The organism is Pandoraea norimbergensis, assembly GCF_001465545.3.
Classification (GTDB): domain Bacteria; phylum Pseudomonadota; class Gammaproteobacteria; order Burkholderiales; family Burkholderiaceae; genus Pandoraea; species Pandoraea norimbergensis.
Genome location: NZ_CP013480.3, coordinates 99,094 through 119,635, shown reverse-complemented (window position 1 = coordinate 119,635; position 20,542 = coordinate 99,094). Strand labels below are relative to the sequence as shown.

At 63.2% G+C, this 20,542-nt stretch carries 16 protein-coding genes; 7 read left to right on the top strand and 9 right to left on the bottom strand.

Features of this window, described 5'->3' with window-relative positions; genetic code table 11:
- Nucleotides 1–13: 13 nt before the first annotated feature.
- Nucleotides 14–877 carry a LysR substrate-binding domain-containing protein gene (locus tag AT302_RS00475; RefSeq protein WP_058376718.1) on the bottom strand — a complete coding sequence of 288 codons (864 nt, stop codon included), beginning with the start codon at nt 875–877 and terminating at the stop codon, nt 14–16.
- A gap of 165 nt (nt 878–1,042) precedes the next feature.
- Here AT302_RS00475 and psrA point away from each other — a divergent pair, with 165 nt between their 5' ends.
- Nucleotides 1,043–2,149, top strand: coding sequence for an iron-containing alcohol dehydrogenase PsrA (gene psrA / locus AT302_RS00470; protein ID WP_058376717.1), 1,107 nt, complete (start codon nt 1,043–1,045; stop codon nt 2,147–2,149).
- A gap of 292 nt (nt 2,150–2,441) precedes the next feature.
- Nucleotides 2,442–3,749, top strand: a complete 1,308-nt coding sequence (locus tag AT302_RS00465; protein WP_058376716.1) for an MFS transporter — start codon at nt 2,442–2,444, stop codon at nt 3,747–3,749.
- Here AT302_RS00465 and AT302_RS00460 read toward each other — a convergent pair.
- Together AT302_RS00460 and AT302_RS28245 are read right to left on the bottom strand one after the other, a co-directional pair.
- Nucleotides 3,743–3,982, bottom strand: a complete 240-nt coding sequence (locus AT302_RS00460; RefSeq protein ID WP_058376715.1) for a hypothetical protein — start codon at nt 3,980–3,982, stop codon at nt 3,743–3,745. The genes AT302_RS00465 and AT302_RS00460 overlap by 7 nt on opposite strands.
- Before the next feature lie 329 nt (nt 3,983–4,311).
- Entirely contained in the window at nt 4,312–4,437 is a 126-nt protein-coding gene (locus AT302_RS28245; RefSeq protein WP_254915918.1) for a hypothetical protein, read from the bottom strand.
- A gap of 413 nt (nt 4,438–4,850) precedes the next feature.
- Here AT302_RS28245 and AT302_RS00455 point away from each other — a divergent pair, with 413 nt between their 5' ends.
- Nucleotides 4,851–5,168 carry a DUF4148 domain-containing protein gene (locus AT302_RS00455; RefSeq protein ID WP_058376714.1) on the top strand — a complete coding sequence of 106 codons (318 nt, stop codon included), beginning with the start codon at nt 4,851–4,853 and terminating at the stop codon, nt 5,166–5,168.
- A 154-nt stretch (nt 5,169–5,322) separates the two neighbouring features.
- Here the strand turns inward: AT302_RS00455 and AT302_RS00450 are convergent, their stop codons facing one another.
- Together AT302_RS00450 and AT302_RS00445 are read right to left on the bottom strand one after the other, a co-directional pair.
- The gene (locus tag AT302_RS00450) at nt 5,323–6,441 is read right to left on the bottom strand and encodes an adenosine deaminase family protein (RefSeq protein ID WP_058376713.1); all 1,119 of its coding nucleotides are present in this window, start codon (nt 6,439–6,441) and stop codon (nt 5,323–5,325) included.
- A gap of 76 nt (nt 6,442–6,517) precedes the next feature.
- Entirely contained in the window at nt 6,518–7,924 is a 1,407-nt protein-coding gene (locus AT302_RS00445) for an NCS2 family permease (protein WP_084655948.1), read from the bottom strand.
- Nucleotides 7,925–8,043: 119 nt separating this feature from the next.
- Between AT302_RS00445 and AT302_RS00440 the strand changes: the two genes are divergently transcribed.
- On the top strand, nt 8,044–9,096 hold the full coding sequence (locus AT302_RS00440; protein WP_084655947.1) for a LysR family transcriptional regulator: 1,053 nt from the start codon (nt 8,044–8,046) through the stop codon (nt 9,094–9,096).
- Nucleotides 9,097–9,165: 69 nt separating this feature from the next.
- Here AT302_RS00440 and AT302_RS00435 read toward each other — a convergent pair whose 3' ends face one another.
- From AT302_RS00435 to AT302_RS00420, 4 genes are all read right to left on the bottom strand, one after another.
- Entirely contained in the window at nt 9,166–10,278 is a 1,113-nt protein-coding gene (locus AT302_RS00435; protein WP_058376712.1) for a nucleoside hydrolase, read from the bottom strand.
- 55 nt (nt 10,279–10,333) lie between these two features.
- Nucleotides 10,334–11,464: a porin gene (locus AT302_RS00430; protein WP_058376711.1), complete on the bottom strand. Its 1,131-nt coding sequence runs from the start codon at nt 11,462–11,464 to the stop codon at nt 10,334–10,336.
- A gap of 222 nt (nt 11,465–11,686) precedes the next feature.
- The gene (locus AT302_RS00425) at nt 11,687–12,958 is read right to left on the bottom strand and encodes a DUF445 domain-containing protein (protein ID WP_058376710.1); all 1,272 of its coding nucleotides are present in this window, start codon (nt 12,956–12,958) and stop codon (nt 11,687–11,689) included.
- Nucleotides 12,959–13,071: 113 nt separating this feature from the next.
- Entirely contained in the window at nt 13,072–15,252 is a 2,181-nt protein-coding gene (locus tag AT302_RS00420) for a malate synthase G (RefSeq protein ID WP_058379998.1), read from the bottom strand.
- A 454-nt stretch (nt 15,253–15,706) separates the two neighbouring features.
- Between AT302_RS00420 and AT302_RS00415 the strand changes: the two genes are divergently transcribed.
- The 3 genes from AT302_RS00415 to AT302_RS00405 all read left to right on the top strand — a co-directional run bounded on the left by AT302_RS00415 (nt 15,707) and on the right by AT302_RS00405 (nt 20,494).
- Complete coding sequence (locus tag AT302_RS00415; protein ID WP_237172032.1) at nt 15,707–17,767, top strand: ATP-binding protein; 2,061 nt, start codon at nt 15,707–15,709, stop codon at nt 17,765–17,767.
- A gap of 289 nt (nt 17,768–18,056) precedes the next feature.
- Nucleotides 18,057–18,809, top strand: a complete 753-nt coding sequence (locus tag AT302_RS00410) for an IclR family transcriptional regulator (RefSeq protein ID WP_058376708.1) — start codon at nt 18,057–18,059, stop codon at nt 18,807–18,809.
- Nucleotides 18,810–18,853: 44 nt separating this feature from the next.
- Nucleotides 18,854–20,494, top strand: a complete 1,641-nt coding sequence (locus AT302_RS00405) for an OPT/YSL family transporter (RefSeq protein WP_058376707.1) — start codon at nt 18,854–18,856, stop codon at nt 20,492–20,494.
- The last annotated feature ends 48 nt before the right edge of the window (nt 20,495–20,542 follow it).

Sequence of the window (20,542 nt, the reverse complement as noted above, 5' to 3'; positions counted from 1 at the left end):
CACCGCAAGCGCGTCATACCATCCCGGCAACAACATCCAAAAACGCCGCGATCATGCGCGACTCACGGCGCTCTGCGAGGCACACCACCACGGTGGTTGTTTCCACTTTGGCGTCGCTGATCGACACCACTGCCAGCCGCTCATCGGGAATGTGCTCGCGCGCTGACACCGCCGCGATGCCCAGCCCGAGAATCACCGCTTCGCGAATCGCCTCGCGGCTGCCGATTTCCATCGAAACGTCCGGCACCACGCCCGCCGAGGCAAGCGCCGCCTCCAGCGCGTGACGCGTCGTCGACCCCGGTTCGCGCATCAGCATCGACTCGCCCGCCAGTTCCGCCAGCTTCACACTGCGACGCCGCGCAAACCGGTGACCCCGTGGCACCAGCAACACCACCGGATGCGTGCGGTACGGCACAGCGTGCAGGCGCGTGTCATCCTGATAACGCGCCAGCACCGCAACATCCGTGCGATACGCGAGCAGGCCGTCGATCATTTCCTCCGAGTTACCCGCACGCATCGAAATGGCAATGCCCGGATAACGCGGCCGAAACGCCGCCACGATCTCCATCGCGTGATGCGGTCCCACCGCACCGAGACGTAACTCCCCCGTTCTCAGCCCGCCATGCTCCTTGAGCAGACCAAGCGCTTCCGCCTCGTCCGCAAAGATGCGCAGGCTCACCGAATACAGCGCCTTGCCCGTTGGCGTCAGCGTCAATCCGCGACCGTGCCGATAAAACAACTCGATGCCGTAAGTCTCTTCCAACGCGCGAATCTGCGTCGTCATCGTCGGCTGACTCACATGCAATGCCTGCGCCGCGCGCGTCACGCTGCCGTGATGCGCCACGGCATGGAACGAACGCAATTGGGTAATCCGCATCGATGACGCTCCCGTGACGAGGTATAGGTTTTACCAATAGGTTGGCGAAAAAATGTGAATTGGAAGTATAGGACGGCGCTCACCATAATCCAGCTCAATCTTTCGCCAACCGTTCGCTTCGCCGGGTGCGAAGCGGCAAACGCGGCATCGTCCCCGCCATCCGCCATGACTGAACGTTCGCGCATTCTTAGCTTTCACAACCCGGTCAACGTCCACTTCGGCGACGGCGCCCTCGCCCAGTTGCCGGCCCTGGTCGGCCAGCGCCGCGTTGTGCTGGTCACCATGCCCGAAGCCCGGGCGCTGGGCATGACGGGGCAGGTCGAAGCCCTGCTCGGCGGCCAGCTTGCCGGCGTGATCGATCAGGTGAGCCCGAACCCCGACGTGCGCGAACTGGCACCGATGTACGGCGACTTCTGGCGCCGCTACGGACAGTGCGAGGTGATCGTGGCACTCGGTGGCGGCAGCGCGCTCGACACGGCCAAGTTGTTGATGGTCGCCGGTGACGACGACCGCTTCAGCACGCTGGTCGATGCGCTCGATGCGGGCGGCACCTTCAAGCCCACGCGCACCAAGCGGCTCATCACCATCCCCACAACGGCAGGCACCGGCAGCGAAGTCACGCCGTGGGCCACGCTCTGGGACCGGCACGTGAAGCGTAAGAAATACTCGCTGCATTTGCCCGAGACGTGGCCGGAAGCCGCCATCGTCGATCCCCGGCTCACTCGCTCGCTGCCCCGCTCTGTGACGTTGCAAAGCGGTCTCGATGCGCTCTCGCATGCGCTGGAAGCGATCTGGAACGTCAACGCGAATCCCATCTCGGACACCTTCGCGGTCACCGCAGCGCGCGACATGATGCGCGTGCTGCCGCAGCTCATGGCGTCGCCGGGCGATATCGACCTGCGCCGCGCCGCTGCGCTCGCCGCATTGCAGGCGGGCATGGCGTTCTCGAACACGAAGACGGCGCTCGCCCATTCGATTTCTTACGACATGACGATTCGCCACGGGCTGCCGCATGGCATTGCGTGCTCGTTCACGCTGCCGGCCGTGATGCGGCTGGCGATCGGCCGGCGCTCGGACCGCGACGCCGTACTTGCGCAAGTGTTCGACGGCGATATCGCCGGTGCACCCGAAAAGCTCACGGCGTTTCTGAACGATCTGGGGGTGGCGACGGAATTCGCCGCCTATGGAGTGACCGAGCCCGAATCGACGGCAATGATCGCCGCCGCACTCAACGGCCCGCGCGGTCGCAACTTCATCGGGGCGACGGCCTGAGCGGCCTGCGTTCTTTCATCGCCGTGCGGCACTGCGCGCGGCGAGCCACCGAAGTTTGTCGCTGTCGTCCTGAAGTCCTGAAGTACCGGCGCGTGGCCATTTGCAGCGTCGCTTCGCTTGAGCTTACCTAGGCATTTCCGAGACTTATCCGCAGTCCCCGCAACAGCCATTATCGAAAAAACAGCCGCCGGTCCAACGCGCGGTCACGAGACAACCATGGAGACAGACGCCCCGGCGCAGACCGGAGCGTCGCAGCGCGCCGCCACGGCGCGGCGCATCAACAGGAGGCGCAATGGAACAGGTTCTCACCGGGATCGGCAACAGCGATACCGTCTCTGCCGAAAAGGCAGTGCGTACGGTCGCGCTTGCCAGCCTGATCGGCACGACCGTCGAATGGTATGACTTCTTCCTGTACGGCACTGTCACAGGACTCGTCTTCAACAAGCTCTTCTTCCCCAGCGGCGATGCCTTCATCGCCACCGCACTGGCCTATACCGTCTACGCAGTGGGCTTCGCCACCCGCCCGCTCGGCGGCATTCTGTTCGGTCACTTCGGCGACAAAATCGGGCGCAAGCCACTGCTCATCATCACGCTCACCATCATGGGGGTATCGACCTTTCTGGTCGGGCTGGTGCCGAGCTACGAAAGCATTGGCATCGCCGCACCCTTGATCCTGCTTTTCCTGCGCCTGTTGCAAGGCATCGGGCTGGGTGGCGAATGGGGCGGCGCGGTACTGATGGCCTTCGAGTACGCCCCCCGCGACAAGCGCGGCCAGTTTGCGGCCTACCCGCAGATCGGGCTGGCTGTCGGGTTGTGCCTGTCGACCGGTGTCGTGGCCTTGCTCTCGTCGACGCTGACCGATGCGCAGTTCATGTCGTGGGGCTGGCGGCTCGCCTTCATGCTCAGTCTCGTGCTGGTGGCCGTGGGCATGTTCATCCGGCTGAAGGTGCTCGAGACGCCCGAGTTTGCGCGCATCAAGGACAGCCAGCACGTGGCGCACGTGCCGCTCAAGGAGATTGCGCGGGATTACCGTCGCAACGTGCTGCTCGGCTGGGGGGCGCGCTACATCGACGGCGTCGTGTTCAACGTCTACGCCGTGTTCGCGATTTCCTATCTGGTGGGGACGCTGCACTTCCCGAAAACACCCGTGCTGGTGGCAGTCACGCTAGCCGCATTGGTGCTCGTCGTGACGATTCCCTACGCATCGAAGCTGTCCGATCGGGTGGGGCGCCGTCGCGTGTTCGGCTGGGGGGCGATGGCGTGCGGGTTGTCGTCGATTCCGGCGCTGGCCGTCATGCACTACTCGACAAACATCTGGTGGGTGTCGCTCGCGGTGATCTTGCCGCTGGGCGTGGTGTACGCGTTCGTCTACGGGCCGGAAGCCTCGATGTTCTGCGAACTGTTCGATACGCGCGTGCGTTACACGGGTATCTCGGTGGTGTATCAGGTGTCGGGGATTGTTTCGAGCTCGATCACGCCGCTGGTGGCGGCCACGCTGCTCGAATACGGCGGCCACAAACCGTGGTGGATCGCGGTCTATGTGGTCGCCGTCGGGTGCCTCTCCGCCGCGTGCGCCGCGGCGATGAAGAAGACTTACTGACCGAAGTAGATCGAACCGGCGCGGTTCACGCGACCCGGCACTTCATACACCGGTGCCACGGTCGTGGTTTGTTGGGCGGCAACAGGACCCGGCTGGGCTTGTTGCTGCACCTGCACCTGAGCTTGCGTTTGTTGCGGCTGCGCTTGTTGCGATTGCGTGTTTTCGGCAGCTTGGGCAGCGCCAACGGTCAGCACGGCGGCAGCAAAGGCCGAAGCGATCAGAGCGTGTTTCATTTTCCATTTCTCCTGTCGGAAGCGACGTCCACGACGGGCGCCACCATTGCCGCCAATCTACGCTCGCGCACGCATGAGAAAAACGCGGTCCCGGAGAAGGACGCATTGCTGAAAATGAAATAATCGGGGAGTTGTTGAAGCGATTGGTCGCGCTTGCCAAACCATTGCCAGCCATCGCGAGGCATCGGCAAAGGGTTCACGCTGCATGAACCCCGCGCGAGCTAAGGCTCGCGCAATATCCCATCGGTCGGATCAACCGGTTACACCCATCTACGCCACAGCAGCTTCGCAACTGCGTGGCGATCGGCGTTACGCCAATACCTCGGCAATCAACGACGCGTAATACGCACTGCCTGACGACGCGAGCGGTTGGCACGTTCCTGGCGGCTGCGCAAATACACGGCGGTGAGCAACGAAGCACTCGCCAGCAAGAGGAAAGAACCGAGGGCAGCCATTTTTATGCTCCTGTACGGGCCAACATCGTCCGCGGTGCGGCGCACCTTGCGAACCACGACGTCGGCCAGACTTCATGATTGTTACTCTACTGCTGACACGCGTAGCAATAAACCCCATTGCATGAGACAGGTTGTTGCGCAAAGCGGCATTTCCCGCCAAATCCCCGCCCAAACCCGGTCAGCGCACAGCCATATACCCCTTATATCGGCGCCAGACCGTTGATTTTCAATAGATTTTTCGAATCAGACGATTGGTTGTGTTTTGTGGACGCTCAGTTGCGAAAAAACCACGGGTTATCCCTAAGATTCATCTCATGCCAACGCGACGGACACCGCAGTGCAGCAAAACCGCGGAAATGCCCCGAACGCTAGCTGAACACGAAAGAACACAATCAATTGACAGGAGTATCACCATGAACACCCGTATCCTTGCTGCTGTTGTCGCTGCTACTGCATTCGTGTCGGCCTCTGCTTTCGCCGACGCTCGTTACGACAATTCGATCGGCGACACGCAACAACTCGCCGGCCAAAGCGACGTGTCGCGTGCTGAAGTGCGCAGCGAAATTGCCCAAGCTCGCGCCGACGGTCAACTCAATCAAGTGGAAACCGGCACGCCGTTGACCGCACAGATTCAGGACAACAAGGCAGCCCCGGCCAGCGGTATCACGCGCGCCGACGTACGCGCCCAGTTGAACGACCGCAATCTGGTCGACCCGGACAACCACTCGTAATTCACCGGTTGGATCGTTGCCCGCGCATCGTCCCCAAGCGATGCGAAGCCGCCAGCGTGCAAACGCCGGCGGCTTTTTTGTTGGGATTTTGCGGGAAAAAAAATGCCGCCCGAAGGCGGCAAATGGTCGGGTGAGACCAAGGAAAAGCGGTGACTCAGGCGCCGGGCACCTGCAACGACACCTCCAGCGCACGACGCGCCGTATCGAACTCCACGGCGAACGTACGACGCCATGCGCGGCGCGTGCTGTCGTCGATCCACGCGCCGTCGAGACCGTTCTGCATGAACGTCTGCAAGTCTTCGAGCGAGAAGCCCAGATGGCTGAACATCAACTCCCACGCCTGTGCCGGGTTGACCTTGTGCAGCGTCGGATCGTCGGTGTTCGGGTGAATCTTCAAACCCAACCCCGGCATACGGCGAATCGGGTGATCTTCCGCCCAGCGCTCCGGCGTCAGCGTGCGCAGGTAATACGAGTTGGTCGGCACCACGGTGAAGACAATGCCGCGCTCCGCGCATTCGTGCGCGAAGTCCGGTGCGTCGACGATGGTGTAGCCGTGATCGATGCGATCGCACTTGAGCAACTCGACCGCCGTCTCGACGTTCGTCCACGGCGTGCCAAATTCCCCCGCATGCGCGGTCGTCTTGAAGCCCGCCAGACGCGCGTTGCGATACGCCTTCCAGAAGAACTCCGGCGGACGGTCGTTCTCGCGATAGTCGATACCGATGCCGATCACTTCGTCGGCGCGATGCGCACGCATCCACTCCACCATCTCGACGGCTTCGCGTGGATCGGCCTCGCGGTCGATGCTCGGGATCAGACGCCCGACGATGCCGTGGTCGCGCTCGGCGTCACGAATCGCAGCGACGAGAGCGTCTTGCGCGTCGACATACGGAATACCCGACGTGCGCACCGTGCCCGTCGGGTTCCAGAAGAACTCGCTGTAGCGCACGTTGTGCGCGGCGGCATCGGCCAGATACTCGTAGGCGATGCGATGCAGGTCGTCCGGCGTGGTCAGCAGAAACTCGTCGAGCGCGCGCAGCACACGCAGCACGCCCACGGGCTTCTCGCCACGGGTATAGAACGCATCGATCTCTTCGCGCGCGAGTGGGGCCTTCGACTTCTCGGCCAGCGCGACGAACGTGTCATGACGCACGGCACCCAGCAAATGGCAGTGCAGTTCGACCTTCGGCATCGCGTGGAAGAACGTGCGATGCGCCTCCTGAATCTGCACGCCGGTGCGTGCGGCGGGCACGTGGCCCGGTGTCTCTGTCATAACGCTCAGTCTTATTGAATTCGTGAGGCCCGCCCATGGCGGACGGGCCGATGTTGCTCAGTGGATACCGCGCCGCTTAGTGACGCCCCACCACCGTCCAGAAGTAATACGCGAGGGGCAGCGTCAACACGTACAGCCCCCACGGCAGATCCTTGAAGCGCCCCATCAGCACCTTCACCAGCACGTAGCAGAGCAAACCGCCCGCGATACCCGTGCCGAAGCTGTTCGAGAGCAGCGTGAGCAGCACCATCGCAAGCACCGGGAACGCATCGCTGAAGTCGTCGAACGGCACATGACGAATCGTGCTGAACATCGACAAGCCGATCAGGATCAGCGCGGGCGCCGTGGCTTCCTTCGGAATGGCCAATGCCACCGGCACGAAGAAGCACACCAGCGCAAACATGAACGCGGCGGCAATCGACGTCAGTCCCGTGCGGCCACCCGCTTCCACGCCTGCCGCCGATTCGACCAGCGCCGTCAGCGCGGGAATGCCCAGCAGCGCACCGCCCGTGGCCGCAATCGAATCGACCAGAAACGGACGATTGATGTTGGCCATGTTGCCGTGCTCGTCGAGCAGACCGGCCTTGCCACCCACGGCGAGCGTGGTGCCCAGTGTGGAGAAGAATTCCGCCGCAAAGAACGCGAACAGATACGGCAGCGCCGCGACGGTCAACGCACTGTGCAGATCCAGTTGGAACGCCACCGGCGCAATGCTGTGCGGCAGCGAAATGAACGACTCGGGGACCTTGGTCACGCCCAGCGGCACGCCCGCGAGCGCCGCCAGCAGGATCGACCAGAGAATGGCGCCCGGCACCTTGCGGCCTTGCAGCAGAATGGCCGCGCCCAGCCCGACCAAGGCCACGATGGTGCCCGGCTTGCTGAAGTCGCCCAGCGCGAAGGCGTTGGTCTTGGCGTTAGCCACGACCATGCCGGCGTTGCGCACGCCCAGCACCGCAATAAACAACCCGATGGAAGCGCCCAACCCCAGCTTGATCGCCGTCGGGATCAATCGTGCGACCACGCTGCGCGCGCCGAGCACGGTCAGCAGCAGGAACAGCACGCCTGAGAGGAACGCGATGGCGATACCGGTTTGCCACGCGACGTGCTCCGTCGCCGCCAGCGTCACGCCGACGATCACCGAGCCGCCGATGCCCGGGCCGACCACGAACGGCAGGTTCGCGTAGAAGCCCATCAGCACCGAGAACAGCACGAACACGAGCATGACCGCCGTGGTGGCCGCGCCACGATCCATCCCGCCCGTGGCGAGCAACGAGGGAATCACCACCATCAGATAGGCCGCGGCGAGGAACGTCGTGATGCCGGCCAGCACTTCGGTGCGCACGGACGAACCGCGCTCGGCGATGGCGAAACGTCGCTCGAACCAGCCGCGCGGTGCGCTGGCCGTGCCGCCCTGCGGCAGGCTGGCGTTGCTGCTGCCGCTGGTGCCAACACTAACGTCGCGCTCAGTAGGAGAGGTATGCATATGCCAAGAATAGTTGGGTCTTTGCGTGGCACTTTACGGCCAAGCGACTATAAATAAAAAATCAAATTACTTATGATTCGATAATTCGAATCTATTCTTCGCAAACGCAGGAGCGCGCCATGGCGACACCCCCGAATTCATCGCGCCGGACCGGTCAATCGGCCGCCGCCAAAGCCTCGCCCGCCACCGCCACGCCGCAAGCGAAGAAGGACGCTCAGGGACCGGCGACGGCCAAGGCAACCGCCGCCACCCCAGCCGCCGTGCCGCCTCTGCCTGCACTGACGCTGCGGCAAGTGCAGTACTTCGTCGCGCTGGCGCATTCGCGCAGCTTCACGCAAGCGGCACAGGCACTCTCCGTCACCCAACCAGCACTCACCGCCGCGATCCGGCAAATCGAGTTTCTGCTGGGCGGCCGGTTGTTCGAGCGCTCAGCACACCGCCTCACGCTGACCGAGGCCGGCACGACCATCCTGCCGCTTGCCGAGCGCCTGCTCAACGCCGCGCGGGGCACCTTCGACGACATGACCAGCACCTTCACGCTGCAAGCGCAGACGGTGCGTATCGGCTTCATCCCGTCGGTGGCCGCCCGCTTGCTGCCGGTGCTCGGCAGTTTGCGCGAAGCGCACCCGGGGGTTCGCTTCGCCCTGAGCGATTTGCCCAACAGCGAACTCGTCGCCGCACTTGCCCGTGGCGAAATCGACCTCGGCGTGGGCATTCGCGATGAAGACGACGAAGCGGCCAGCGCCGAGGGCTTTCGCTGCGACGACCTGTTCGACGACGAAATCGTGCTGGTCGCGCGCCACGACGATCCGCTGGCAAAGGCGGCGTCTGCCACGTGGTCGCAGCTCACCGAGCGCGACCTCGCCGTCTTCGTGCGCGGCAACGTCAGCGATTCGCTACGACGCACGGGAGGCTCGCAAAATCTACGTCTGGAGCCGAAATACCGCATGGAGTACACCGAGCCGCTGTACGCGCTCGTGCGCAGCGGTCTCGCGCTTGCCATCCTGCCCAAGCTCTACACGCTGCACCTGCATGACCCGGAACTCGTCGCGCTCGACGTCACGGCGCCGCGCGTCACACGTACCGTCGCGCTGATGTCGCTCGACGGCAAGGAGCGCGGCCCGCAGGTCAGCGCCTGCCGCGACTGGATCGCGAAGCATCTCGCGACGTAATCACAACATGCGAAAACGCGGTGCCCTTGTCTTTGCTCGGGCACCGCGTTGCTTCATCACCTTGATTCGTTACGGCAGGCGTGCAATACGCGCCAGCAGCGTCTCGTAGAAACGATCATCATCCACATCGGTGATCCACGTGGCGTTCACGGCGCGCTTGGTTCGCCCGGTCCAGTCCACCACGGTTTCGCCCAGCGTGAGTTGCCCCGTCGTCTCGACGGCGACATTCACGCGACGCCCGCCGAACATCGTCGGGTCGATCAGGTAGCCGATCGTGCAGGGGTCGTACATCGGTGCCGACTCCACACCGCGGCGGCCCTTCTGATAGGCCACTTCTGCCGCGAGAATATCCGCCACGATCGGGCCGCAACGGTTCTTCAACGCGCGAAACGGTGCCACACGCGCCGGGGTGATCGGGGCCTTCACGCAAACATCGCGCGGCATCACCGTGATCGGCACACCGGCATTGAGCACGATGCTCGCCGCTTCCGGATCGACAAAGATGTTGAACTCGGCCGACGGCGTGATGTTGCCGCGCTCGAACCACGCGCCGCCCATCACCACGATTTCGCGCAACGCTTTTGCACCGTCCGGCGCAGCGGTCAACGCGGTGGCCACGTTAGTGAGCGGCCCGATCGCCACGAGCGTCACGCTGCCGGGTTTGGCCGCGCGCAGCGTGTCGATCAGATACGTCACGGCGTGCTGCGGGGCCAGCGGTGCGCGCGGCTCATGCAGCGTCACGCCGTCGAGGCCCGTGCGGCCATGTACGTTGGCGGCCGTAATCAGGTCGCGCATGAGCGGCTTCGGGCAACCGGCGTACACCGGCAGCGAGTTCGTCTTGCCTGCCCAGTCGCGCACGATGCGCGCGTTGCGCTCGGTCAGTTCCAGCGGGACGTTGCCGCCCACGGTGGTGAGCGCCTTCAGGTCGATCTGATCGCTGGCACCCAGGGCAAACAGGATGGCGATGGCGTCGTCCTGACCCGGGTCGCAATCGATGATGACGGTGCGACGCGGCGTGCCGTCGGCCGCGAGGCGCGACGCGCCTTCGGTCGACGTCAGTTCGGCCAGCGCGTTACCGGCACCGGTGGCGCCCAGCGTCGCCAGCGAGGCGGCGAGCGACGTGCGCAGGAAAGTGCGGCGATTGCGCTGCGGGGCCGTGCCCGGTTCGTTGATGTCTGCCATGGCGTCGAATCTGAAATTAGCGTGAAAGGCGAAGTCGTGAGGCTGCGTCGGTCGATCAGAACGTGTGGCGCATGCCCAGCGTGACGGCCAGCTGACGCTTGGTGCTCGATGCGGCGTAGCCGAACAGTTGCGCATTCTGTGCGTCGCCAGCGGCCTGCTGCGCGTTGAGCGTGAGCGCCACGTCAGTGCGCTTGGACAGCCAGTAATCGGCTTGCAGGTTCACCTGATGCCATTGCGGGCGCGTGTTGATCACATCGTAGTTGCCCGTCGTGAAACCGTACGCAGCGCCCAGCACGAGGGCCGGGGTGACGTTGTAGTTCAGCGTCAGGTTGTAGTTCTGCAAGTGCAGATGCGACGCGTCGAGATACGTGTAGCGCACATCGGAGAACATCGCACCGATCAGCGCCGGGCCCCAGTGGTAGAAGCCGCCCGTGGCGAAGATGCGCTGCTGGCTCGCGTACATCGTCGGGTGCACGGCGCTCTTCGAGAAGATCAGCAACGGGCTGGCGTAATCGTTGGCAATGGCGCCATCGTTGTTCGTGCCGCTGAACGGGTTGTTGTATTGCGCGTACGCGGCGTTCCAGTCGAAGTCGGCGTACTTGTAGCCCAGGCCGAAGCTGTAGGCGTTGTTGTTGCGAAAGCCCGTGGCCGAGTTCGAGAAGCCGTATTGCGCCGTGCCGTGGAAGCCGCCCACCGTCGGGCTCACCCACTTCACCGAGTTCTGCATGCGGATGTCGTTGTAGCCGTTGTCGTTATCGCCGATGTTCACGCCATTGCTCGAAATGATGATCGGGCCGACGTAATCGTGAATCGTGTCGTACTGGCGGCCGAGCGTCAGCGTGCCCCACTTGTTGTCCGACAGGCCGACGAACGACTGACGGCCGAAGGCGCGGCCGTTCTGGGCCGCCGTGCCGTTCACGATGCTGAAGCCAGCTTCGAGCGTGAAGATCGCCTTGGTGCCGCCACCGAGGTCTTCAGATCCACGGAAACCCCAGCGCGGGTTCTGGTTCGTGCCCGAGAGCGCCTGCCACGTCTTGTTGCCACCCTGATTGCTCACGTACCCCACGCCGCCCGAAATCAGGCCATAGATGGTGACGTTGCTTTGCGCATGCGCCGAGGTTGCGGCAAGGGCCATCGCGGCGCAGGCGCCGGCAAGGCCCAGACGGGCCAGAATCGTGGTCTTCATGAGGTGTGGCGTTCTCTAAGGTTTTATCTGCGCGCCAGCGAGATAGGTGCATTCGGCGCTACAGGGACCGAACTATAGGGAACGGGTTTGTATAAATATAATTTTGATTTCTTATATATCGATAAATTTTATCGATTCAACGGCGCAGGCCTTGCGGGGCGGCAACCCGTGATTTTTGACGCGATGATGGCACGCGCCGTAGAGTGTTGCGCCAGAAAGACACTAGCGTGCGAGCAGGGCTGGCGCCTGCGCGATCAGGTACAGCACCGCGCCGATCAGTCCACCCACGAGGGTGCCGTTGATGCGGATGTATTGCAGATCCTGCCCCACGCTCAGGCGAATCTGCTGAGAGAGATGTTCCGCATTCCAGCCGTGCACCGTAGCGCGGATGTGTTCGGTCACGAAGTCTGCAAAGCCCGGCGCCATGCGCTCGGCGGCGTCGAGCAACTGGGCATCGAGCGCCCGGCGAAGCGATTCGCTACGCGCCAGTTCCTGCGCGATCCACGACGCGGCGCCTACGATCTTCGCGCCGATCACCGAGTTTTCCTGCGCCAGATCGCGCTTCACCCAGCTGCGCCACTCGTTCCACAGACTGCCCGCGTAAGCGGTCAGCGCGGTGTCGCCCTTCAACTGCGCCTTGAAGCCGTCGAGCTTCGCCTGAAACTCGGCGTCGTTGCGCAGCCGCTCGATCAGTCCGGCCACCGCGCGGTCGAACGCCTGCCGCAACTGGTGCGAATCGTCAGCCTCCATTTGGGCGAGCAGGCGCGTCACGGCGGCCGAGATCATGTCCGAGCCCTTGTTGCCGATCCATTCCGAGGGCAGCACCTTCTCCTTCTTCGGGTGATCGGCCTTGAGCCACTCCACGATGCGTGCCGAGAGGAATTCACGCGTCTGCGGTTCATTGAGCAGTTCGACGAGGTACTCGAGCGTTTCATCGAGCAGCGCCTGATGGCGGCCATCGCGCGTGAGTGTGTCGAGAATGGCGGCGGCCGATTGCGACAGGTCGAGCCGGTCGATCATCGTGTCGAGCGCGCGGCGAATGAACGCCTGCACGTTGCGCTCGTCCATCACGTCGAGCACGCCGCTGGCCACCTTCACCAGCACGGCGCTCAATTGGCGCGCGTTCTCATGTGAGCCCAGCCAGTGGGTGACCGCATCGGCCGGATTCTGTTGCTGGATGAGACGCACCACCGAGGGCGTATCGAGAAATTTTTCGCGAACGAAGCGGGCCAGACCATCGCCCAGCGCGTCTTTCTTGCGAATGAGAATGTTGGTGTGCGCAGCCAGTCCGGGGATCGGAATGCGCCGGAACAACGCCTCCACCGCGAACCAGTCGGCCAGACCACCGACCATCGCCGCTTCGGCGGCAGCGCGAATCCAGCCGGTGAGAAAGTGGGGCGGCATGAAGAGCGTGGCGATGAAAATCGCCAGCGCGACCAGCAGGAAGTACAGGGCACGCCGTTCGGCGCGTTGCAGTGCGATGGCGGGGTCCATGCGCAGCAGGCTCCTGAAAAAACACGAACGCCTGACAGGTTACCCCGTCAGGCGTCCGGTGATAAGTCTTGTGCTTATCGAGACCTGCTATTCACGCGATATGCGCGACGACTTCAACCGCGTTGTTCCGCCTTGAGCTTCAGACGGTACTTGTGCAGCAGCGGCTCGGTGTAGCCGTTCGGCTGCGTGAGGCCTTCGAACACGAGGGCGCTGGCGGCCTGGAACGCCAGCGAATCGCTGAAGTTCGGGGCCATCGGACGATATTGCTTGTCGCCGGCGTTCTGCTTGTCCACCACGGCGGCCATGCGCTTCATGGTCTCTTCGACCTGTTCGCGCGTGATCACGCCGTGACGCAGCCAGTTCGCCAGATGCTGGCTCGAAATACGCAGCGTGGCGCGGTCTTCCATCAGGCCGATGTCGTTGATGTCGGGCACCTTCGAGCAGCCCACGCCCTGATCGATCCAGCGCACCACGTAACCGAGAATGCCCTGCGCGTTGTTCTCGATTTCCTTGCGAATCTCTTCAGCGTTCCATTCGGCCTTGGCCACCACCGGCACCGTCAGCAAACCGGTGAGCAGGGCGTCGCGCTCTGTCGCGTAATCGATCTTCTCGAGCGCCTGTTGCACGGCCTGCACGTCGACGACGTGGTAGTGCAGCGCGTGCAGCGTGGCGGCGGTCGGCGACGGCACCCAGGCGGTGTTTGCACCGGCCTTCGGATGCGCGATCTTCTGCTCCAGCATGGCGTGCATCAGGTCAGGCATGGCCCACATGCCCTTGCCGATCTGCGCGCGGCCACGCAGGCCGGCAGCGAGACCCACGAGCACGTTGCTCTTCTCGTAAGCGGTGATCCACGCCGACGACTTCATGTCGCCCTTGCGCATCATCGGGCCGGCTTCCATCGCCGTATGCATTTCGTCGCCGGTGCGGTCGAGGAAACCCGTGTTGATGAAGGCCACGCGCGCAGCCGCCGCGGCGATACATGCCGACAGGTTCACGCTGGTGCGGCGCTCTTCGTCCATGATGCCCATCTTGAGCGTGTTGCGCGGCAGGGCGTACAGGTCTTCGATACGGCCGAACAGTTCGTCGGCGAAGGCCACTTCGGCCGGGCCGTGCATCTTCGGCTTGACGATGTAGATCGAGCCGGTGCGCGAGTTCAGGCGGTGCTTACGGTCATGCAGCGATGCCAGCACGGTGACCACGCCGTCGAGAATGCCTTCCGGAATTTCGCGGCCGTCGCGATCGGTGATCGCCGGGTTGGTCATCAGGTGACCCACGTTGCGGATGAACAGCAGCGAGCGGCCATGCAGCTTCACCGGCTTGCCGTCGGCACCCGTGTATTCGCGATCGGCGTTCAGGCGGCGCGTGAAGGACTTGCCGCCCTTCGACACTTCCTCCGTGAGCGTGCCTTGCATCAGGCCCAGCCAGTTGCGATACAGCTCGACCTTGTCGTCGGCGTCCACAGCGGCGACCGAGTCTTCGCAGTCGATGATGGTCGTCACAGCGGCTTCGACGAGCACGTCCTTGATATGGGCGGCGTCCGTCTTGCCGATCGGGTGGTTCGCGTCGAATTGAATTTCGAAATGCAGGCCGTTTTGCTTGAGCAGCACAGCGGTCGGCTTCGCGGCGTCGCCCTGGAAGCCGATGAACAGCGACGGCGTAGCGAGCGTGGTCTTGCCGTTCTTGGTCGTGATGACGAGTTGACCGTTCTCGACGCTGTAGCCGAGTGCATCCTTGTGCGAGCCTTCGGCCAGCGGCGCTGCCTGATCGAGGAAGCCGCGCGCGAAGGCGATCACGAGCTCGCCGCGCTTCGGGTTGTAGCCAGTGCCCTTCTCGGCGCCGTTGGCTTCGGGAATGGCGTCGGTGCCGTAGAGCGCGTCGTACAGGCTGCCCCAACGTGCGTTGGCGGCATTCAGGGCGTAGCGGGCGTTGGAGAGCGGCACCACGAGTTGCGGGCCGGCTTGTTCGGCGATTTCGTAATCGACTTCGGCGGTGGTCGCCTTGACGTCAGCCGGTGCGGGAAGCAGGTAGCCGATCTTTTCGAGGAAGGCGCGGTAGGCGGCAGCGTCGGCGATCGGGCCGGGGTTGGCACGGTGCCAGCCATCGAGTTCACCTTGAAGACGATCGCGCTCGGCGAGCAGCGCGCGGTTCTTCGGCGCGAGGTCGTGGACGATGGCGTCGAAGCCTTTCCAGAAGGTTTCGACATCGACACCGGCGCCCGGCAGGGCTTCCTTTTCGATGAACGCGATCAGATTGTCTGCGACCGTCAGGCCGCCACGCTGGGAAGTGGAAGTCATGATGCTGTACTCGAGTTTGAAAACCTGGTTGACGCTGCTTCGCCGGGCCATTCACTTGTCACCGAAAACGCATTTCACGTTAGGGCGGCGCATGATCGCTGACGAAAAGGGGCAGTCTTATATAAGACCCTGAGTGTAATCGTTCTCCCGGCGCTCGGAAACCCGGGATTTCGAGTCGTGACTCCACCCCAGCTTATAGGTGGCATAAGGGTTTGCGTATGACGTCGGCCTGACGGGCCTTCGCGAGCACCCGTCATTTTTGGACGTGCGGTTGCAGCATTCGGTATGGCGTTTCACTTCATGAGAAATGAGCGGGGCGCGATAGGAATCCGAAATGCCAAATTGATACCCATCGAGCGTTGCAGCTTCCCCACGCGATGCCCACAATCCTGCCGAGTCGCCCCCCTCTCGACGTCACAACCCTTAGCCGCCTTCAAGGGGATATCCCGTGAACATGAACACCAATCTGACGGGGCGGTTGCGCAATACGCCACTGCCGCAGCACAAAGGTCTTTTGCCGCTCTTCGAAGCGGTCGTGAATTCGATCCATGCCGTCGGCGCAGGCGAGGGAGATGCCACCCGGGGCGAGATTCAGATCGACATCGAGCGTCTCGCCCAGACCGACCTGACGCTCGACGACGCGTCGTCCCGACGCGGCGCGCCACCTCTGGCACCGATCTCCGGCTTTCGTATCGTCGATAACGGCGTGGGCTTCGACGCCGCGAACATGACGTCGTTCGAAACACTCGACAGCGACCATAAAGCCGCGCACGGCTGCCGCGGCGTGGGGCGTCTGCTCTGGCTCAAGGCGTTCGAGTGCGTCACGGTAGCGAGTGTTTTTCGCACCGGCCGTCAGCGCGCGCGGCGGCGGCAGTTCCATTTCACCGCCGGACAAGGCATCCGGAACATCGACTTGCGTGACGCGCGCGCGAACGAAGCCCCGCACACGGTCGTGCATCTGCAAGGCTTTTTCCAGAGTTATCGGGAGAAGTCGGCCAAGACGGCGCGCGCCATCGCCAACAGTCTTTTCGAACATTGTCTGTGGTACTTCGTGCGCGATGGCGGCGTGCCCAAAATCGTCATTTGTGATGGCGACGAAATCATCGATCTGGTCGACGTCTACGACAGCTATCTGTTGGGTGGTGCACAACGCGAGACGCTCGATATCAAAGGACATTCGTTCGTCATCACTCACGTGAAGCTCAAGACGAGTGCGGTCACACAACCCGTCATTGCCTGGTGCGCGGCGAGCCGGGTCATCGAGAACGAGCCGCTCAGCGGCAAGCTGCCGGGCCTTCACGGCAAATTGCAGGACGGCGAGGGAGATTTCACCTATGCCTGCTACGTCACATCCTCCTGGCTCGATCAGCACGTACGGCCCGAGCGTATCGGCTTTGATATTCCAGAGTCGTCCGACGATCTCTTCGGTAGTGCGTCGCCGGGACGTGCCGATATCCGGGAGGCGCTGCTCGCGGCTGCCGCCGACTATCTCGCACCATGGCTCACCCAAACCCGGCAGGCGAGCCGCGACCGCGTCGAGCGTTTTGTCACTCATCGTGCGCCCCGTTACCGCCCGATCCTCGCTCATATCGATCAGGACCGTCTGAGTGTGCCGCCTGACATCTCCGATCGGGATCTCGATCTGCTGCTGCATCGCGAATTGGCCAATGTCGAACACTCGCTGATCGCAGAGGGGCACGACATCATGCAGTTCGCCTCAAGCGAAACCACCGAAATGTACCGCCAGCGCCTCGCGGGCTATATCGCAAAGGCGGACGACATCAAGCAATCGGATCTCGCCAATTACGTATTTCATCGCAAAACCATTCTCGACATCCTCGCGCAGGCGTTAAAGCGAGGCGAAGACGGACGCTTCGCTCGCGAAGAGGTGATTCACGAGTTGTTCATGCCGATGGGCAAAAGCTCGGAGGAAGTGCACGCCGAGCATGGGAATCTGTGGCTGCTTGACGAGCGGCTGACGTTTCATTCGTATTTAGCGAGCGACAAACCCCTGCAATCGATGCCGATCACGGACTGTGTTTCAGGGCGCAAGCCCGACCTGTGCGCACTGAAGGTCTTCGACCGGCCGATGCTGATGGCGGATGGCGCGCACGGGCCGCTGGCGTCGCTCGTGGTGGTCGAGCTCAAACGCCCGATGCGCAATGACGCGGCGGCGGGGGAAGACAAAGACCCGGTCGAGCAGGCCATCGGTTATCTCGTGCGGATTCGTGCCGGGTCGGTCACCACACCGGGCGGCCGGCCCGTGCCAGGGGCGGCGTCGCTACCGGGCTTTTGCTACGTGGTGTGCGACATCACCCGCTCTGTCGTGCAGCGCTGCCAGATGCTGCAATTGAGCGAGACCATGGATGGGATGGGGTTCTTCGGCTACAACAGCCACTTCAAGACGTATATCGAAGTGATCTCGTACGACCGGTTGCTTCAATCGGCTTATGAACGCAACCGCGCGTTCTTCGACAGGCTCGGCCTGCCTTCCGGCGGCTATCCGGCGACCTAGTCACTCGCCCGCGAAGCCCCTCTTTCTCGCCCAATGAAAAACGCCCGGACAAGTCCGGGCGTTTTGTCTCGGCGTGCGAGGCTTGTCACACGCGCACCGGGAATTCCCGGCAGATCCAGCATTCATGCGGCTTGGGGGGCCGTTTTCAGCACACTTCGCACCAAAAAAGGGCGAAAAGCGACACGGGTGTTTACCCTGAATTTGTGAATTTAGCGTTGCCGCCCCATTTATGCCTTTCTAAAATGTACCACATACAGACACAGTGGTGCTAATAGAGAGACAAATTTTTATGACGCTGAAGACGCTCGACAACGCGCTGACGCTTTTGCGCCACTTCACGGCCGAGAATCCGACGTGGGGCGTGCGTGAGTTGGCCAAGGAAACCGGCATCAACCACTCGGTCGTGCAGCGCATTCTCGCGACCTGTGCCCAGCACGGTTTCGTCACGCAGCGTGGCAAGTCGCGCAAGTACGCACTCGGCATGGCGTTTCTCGAATTCGCGCAATCGCTGCGTGAAGGGTTGCATCTGTCGGACCTCATCCTGCCGATCATGCGCCGTCTGGCGGCCAACACCGGTGAGACCGCGTTTCTCGCTGTGCTCGATGGCAAAGAGGCGGTCTATCTCGAAATTGCCGAGTCGGATCAGAACATCAAATACTCGGTCGCCGCCGGCACGCGCTTCGCGCTGCACGCTGGCTCGTCGGGCAAGGTCATCGCCGCGTATCTGCCCGAAGCGCAACTCGACGCCATTCTTGAACACGGTCTGAAGCGCTACACGAGCAGCACCATCACCGAACCGGCCGCCCTGCGCGCCGATCTCGCGGCCATTCGCGAACAAGGCTGGAGCTACTCGGCCAATGAATTTGCCGACGGCGTGTTCGGCCTCGCCCTGCCCGTGTTCGACGAGACCGACGGCATCCTCGCCTCGTTCGGCGTCTCGGGCCCCGACTTCCGCATGACCGACGACAAGCGCCGCGAGATGCTCGCCGCCGTGCGTCAGGAACTCGCCGAAGTGCAGTCGCTCATGCGCCGCTTCTACTGACCCGCCCCGATTTCGCCAGACCAGCCCCTTCGAGAATCAACCCGATGAAATCCGCCCCGCCCTCTGCCGCCACCAAGCCACCCGGCGCACCTTATGCGCCGCTCGACGGCAAGCATCCGTCCGTTTTCGAGCCGACATCGTTACTGCTGATGGTGGCCGTCTCGGTCGCGGGCGCGATCATCGGCATGCAGTTGATCGTCACGCTCGGCATCTCGGCCAACACCTCGATCATCGGCGCGCTGCTCGCCATGCTCGTGGCACGCCTGCCCATCGCGATGATGCGCAAGTTCCGCTCGGTGCATCGTCAGAATCTGGTGCAGACGGCAATCTCGTCGGCCACCTTCGGCGCGTCGAACAGCCTGATGATTCCGATCGGCATCCCGTTCGCCATGGGACGCCCCGACCTGATCGTGCCGCTGCTCATCGGCGTGATGATCGCGATGTTCCTCGACGGCACGGTGCTCTATCGCGTGTTCGATTCGAAGGCATTCCCCGCCACGGGCACCTGGCCCGCCGGTATCGCCACGGCCGAATCGATCATTGCCGGCGATCAAGGCGGCAAGAAAGCCCGCCTGCTCGTCTATGGCGTGGTGGGGGGCGTCGCCGGTTCGGTGCTGGGCATTCCGATGTCCGCCTTCGGTGTGGCCTTCATCGGCAACATCTGGGCGCTGGGCAGTTTCGGCACGGGCCTGCTCATCAAGGGCTACTCACTGCCGCTGCTGCACGTCGACCTGAACAAGATCTATCTGCCGCACGGCTTCATGATCGGTGCCGGTGTCGTCGCGCTCATTCAGGTGACGTTCCTCGTGCTGCGCGGCAACCGCAAGGGCGCGCAGGCAGAGACCGGCTACCAGCCCACGGTGTCGGATCGCAAGCTCGCCGGCTTCCTTGGCGTGAGCTTTCTCGCCTATGTCGGCATTGCGTTGCTGATCGCACTGTGCGCCGGCCTTGCCACGCACATGTCGCCGGGCATGCTGATCGGCTTCCTGTTGTTTGCCGCGTTCGCAGCCTTCGCGCATGAACTGATCGTCGGTATCGCCGCGATGTACTCGGGCTGGTTCCCGGCCTTCGCCGTCGCCCTCATTACGCTGGTGATCGGCATGCTGTGCGGCTTCCCGCCGACGGCCCTCGGTCTGCTGGTCGGCCTGTCGTCGGCCACCGGCCCCGCCTTCGCCGACATGGGCTACGACCTGAAGACCGGCTTCATCCTGCGCGGCAACGGCGCCGACCCGGCGCTGGAACGTGCCGGTCGCAAGCAGCAGTACTACGCCGGCATGCTGGGTTTCTGCGTCGCAGGTGTGGCGGTCGTATTGGCCTACCCGCACTTCTTCGCCAACAACATGTTCCCGCCGGTCGACAAGGTCTACGCCGCCACGATTGAAGCTGGTGTGTCGAACGACATCGGTCATCAACTGATGATCTGGGCCATCCCCGGTGCGCTGCTGCAACTGATTGGCGGGCCGAAGCGTCAGCTTGGCGTGCTGATGGCGACGGGCCTCTTGCTGATGAGCCCGGCCGCTGGCTGGGCCGTCGCAGCGGGTCTCGTACTGCGCGTGTTGATCGTGCGCCGCTGGGGCGCAGCAGGCGAATCGGCCTGCGGCACGCTGGCTGCCGGCTTCATCGCAGGCGATGCGCTGTACAGCTTCTTCAAGCCGCTGTTGTTCGGCAAGTTGCTGGCCAAGTAATTTCGAGTGGCGCGCGCCACTCGCGCGCGCCCGTTGTTGTTTTGTCTC